Source organism: Streptomyces sp. (genome assembly GCF_050698815.1).
GTDB lineage: Bacteria > Actinomycetota > Actinomycetes > Streptomycetales > Streptomycetaceae > Streptomyces.
In genome coordinates this window covers 1-2,766 of the sequence record NZ_JBOHCV010000507.1, presented here as the reverse complement: position 1 = coordinate 2,766, position 2,766 = coordinate 1, and the positions used below count along the sequence as shown (strand labels likewise).

Here is a 2,766-nt window from a genome sequence, read left to right as displayed (position 1 = left end):
GTTGAGCACGTACAGCTTCTGCAGCGGCGTGGCGGCCACCGTGCGTACCTCGCAGGAGACTTCGGGCACCTCGTATCGGTCCTTGAAGGCGCCGAGACTCATGCGCAGCGCCGTCGCCCACGTGGTCTGCAGCTCGTGGAGACGCCGCATCGGCCGGCGGTCCGCCGGGTCGTCCACGAGCCGGGGCAGGGCGAGGTGGGCGTCCGCGCCCGGGACGATGGCGCGGACCGTGATCGAGCGAGGGGTCAGTGTCCCGTCGGCAAGGGACCGGTGCGGTCTGGCCAGAGCGTTGTTGAGCGTCTCCGTCGTGAGTGAGTAGGTGTCGATCGTGACGTGGTCGGCGCGGAATGCTTCGTAGAGGCGCTCCGCCAGCACTACGCCCGCCGGCTTCGGTGTGTACCGAGAGGGGGCGGGCTCGGCCACGGTCGGTGGCGCTCCGCGGCCGGTGTCGGCGAGGAGGCCGCCGCGCTTGAGTTCGTCGAGGGCCTGGCGGATCACGGTGCGGTTGACACCGAACTCGCTCACCAGGTCCTTCTGGGTGGGGATGCGGACTCCCGGTGGCAGTTCGCCCGAGTCGATTCGCTCACGGAGGGTGGCGGCGATCGCCTCGTGAGGCGGCCGTCCGTGCTCCGCGGGGCTCGTCTTGGTCACAGCAAGCACCGTACAACTTTCGGCCTAGGCGTGGGAGTTGTAGGACAAGTGTTTTCAAGTCGGCGCCAAGTGGGGAGACTTCAATCGAAGTTGGCGACCAACTTGACGTGGATGGTCGCCAAGTTGGTCAGATATCACCAAGCGCACATGGTCCCGCCTGTCCGACGCCGTACGGGCGCATCCCCCGAACCGTTCGTTCGTTCGTTCCTTGCTCGCCGAAGGAGGGAATGCCATGCCCCTGTTCGCCCTTGTGCTCGCGGGTCTCGCCATTGGATTCGAGCGACTGCTGGAGTGGCAGTTCGGTGCGGCCGGAGTCTTCGGCTTCGTGCTGCTGAGCGTCGGTGTGAAAGCGAAGAACATACCGTGCAGCTGCATCGGCGCAGCCGTGCTCACCATGCTGTTCGTCTGAACAGCCCGGTCAGAAGATGTCCGGGCACCACGGCCGGCGCGACGTGCGGAAGAGCGCGTCGGCCGTGGTGGCGGCACCCGCGCGGAGTTCCTCGACGCGGCCCAGCGTCGCGAGCCGTACGGCCGACTCGTCGCCCAGATAGAGCGTGCCCAACTCTCCGGCGTCCAGAGCGAGATCGGGTTCGTCGTGGGTGGTCTCGCAATTCCCCGCGCCGTCCGCACCCACCTCCAGGCGGTACCGGCCGCCTGTAAATCCCGCCTTATCCCGCACCTCCAGCACCAGGCTGCCCGGCACGGCGTAGCGGCGGGCCGTCAGCATGCGCGGCACGTCGAGGGGGCGCAGCCACAGAAAGTCGGCGTGCGTGGTCAGCCGGGCCGCGCGGGGGTCCGGCAGTAGCAGCGGAAGGACGTCGTCGGGGGCGCGGTAGCCGGAGCGTACGCGGGCGATCCAGTCGATGGAGAGCACGAACTGCCACAGGGCGCGCTCGGCGGCGGATGTGAGGGCGGTGAGGAAGCGCACTTCGGCGGTGTTCTCCGGGAGCTTGGCCTCCCACCTGTCCCGCACGGTGTAGCTGACCAGCCCTTGCGGCTCACCGTCGGCGTCGCGGAGGAGCGCGTGGAAGGGCGGGGTGAACTCTTCGTCGGGATGGCGGTGCTGCCCGGTGGCCTGCTCCCACCAGTACTCGGTGCGGTCGATGACGCCCTGCCGGCCGGGCTGTTCGCGGTAGCGCTCGTAGAGCGCCGGGCCGATACGCCGCACCTCCTCGGCGTCGACGAGGTCCACGCGCCCGCCTTCCTCGGGGCCGGCATGGCGGGGGTCGAGGCCCGCGCGGGCCACCTCCACCTCCCACTCGGCGGTCCAGGTCGCCGGACCGTACCCGTAGCGCCCGTAGATCGGATACTCGGCGGCGATGAGCGTGGAGACGGCGTCGCCGCGCTCCTTGGCGGCGCTGAGGGCGTTCCCCATCATCCGGGTCAGCAGGCCGCGGCGGCGATGGGTCGGGGCGACGGTGACGTTCGTGACGGCACAGGAGGGAAGGGCCGCCCCGCCGGGCACGGTGAGCTGCTGCGGTTCGGTACGGAAGGTGCCCACACACCTCTCCCCGTCGTACGCGCCCTGGGTCCGTGCGAGGTCGATGTCCGGGGTGCGGGCCGCCACCTCCTTCGCGGAGACGTCCGGGCCGCGCAGAAAACCGATGGAGACGGCGCGCAGCCAGCCGGGCAGTTCGTCGGGGGAGGTCAGGGTGCGGATATCCAGATCAAGGGGCGCCATGCGCGTCACGCTAAGCGGAACGGTGCGGGGCGCGCATCTGGATATGCCCGCGGTGGGGCGCGCGGCTCAGGGCGCGCGGCTCAGAACGCCGCGCGCACCTCGCCGACCCGTCGGCCGCCGCCCATCAGCGGGGAGTCGGCGATCCGCTCCAGCACGGGGGAGTCCACGCCGAGCAGCGCGAGCGTACGGGCCAGCACGGGGCCGACCGCGCGGTTGCCGCCGTCGTAGATCTTGAAGGCGAGGGCCCGTCCGTCGGGCAGCGCCGCCGCCTGGACGGACTCCGCCCCCACCTTCGCGACCGCCCCGGGCACCTCGCTCATCAGCCAGGTGTCGATGCGCCGCGTGCCCGCCACGTACTCGGGATGCGCCCGCATCGCTTCGGCGACCCGGCCCTCCGGGCTGTCGGCGGGTGCGAGCGCGAGGTTGCGGAAGAC

The 2,766-nt window shown here is 70.8% G+C and carries 4 protein-coding genes; 1 reads left to right on the top strand and 3 read right to left on the bottom strand.

The features are described 5' to 3' along the window. The coding region (locus tag ACRDP3_RS18180) for a winged helix-turn-helix domain-containing protein (RefSeq protein ID WP_431518020.1) at positions 1-651 on the bottom strand (651 nt) is incomplete at its 3' end. 232 nt (positions 652-883) lie between these two features. Here ACRDP3_RS18180 and ACRDP3_RS18175 point away from each other — a divergent pair. Beyond that, on the top strand, positions 884-1,060 hold the full coding sequence (locus ACRDP3_RS18175) for a hypothetical protein (protein ID WP_431518019.1): 177 nt from the start codon (positions 884-886) through the stop codon (positions 1,058-1,060). 9 nt (positions 1,061-1,069) lie between these two features. Here the strand turns inward: ACRDP3_RS18175 and ACRDP3_RS18170 are convergent, their stop codons facing one another. Continuing rightward, positions 1,070-2,332 (bottom strand): GNAT family N-acetyltransferase, encoded by a 1,263-nt coding sequence (locus ACRDP3_RS18170; protein WP_431518018.1) that lies wholly within the window; start codon positions 2,330-2,332, stop codon positions 1,070-1,072. Between the two features lie 80 nt (positions 2,333-2,412). Next, a partial coding sequence (locus tag ACRDP3_RS18165) for an asparaginase (protein WP_431518017.1) occupies positions 2,413-2,766 on the bottom strand: 354 nt, incomplete at its 5' end.

What these genes read in the sequence shown, in the direction of transcription:
- ACRDP3_RS18175 (WP_431518019.1), top strand. Translation starts at nt 884, where the DNA reads ATGCCCCTGTTCGCCCTTGTGCTCGCGGGTCTCGCCATTGGATTCGAG.
- ACRDP3_RS18170 (WP_431518018.1), bottom strand. Translation starts at nt 2,332, where the DNA reads ATGGCGCCCCTTGATCTGGATATCCGCACCCTGACCTCCCCCGACGAA.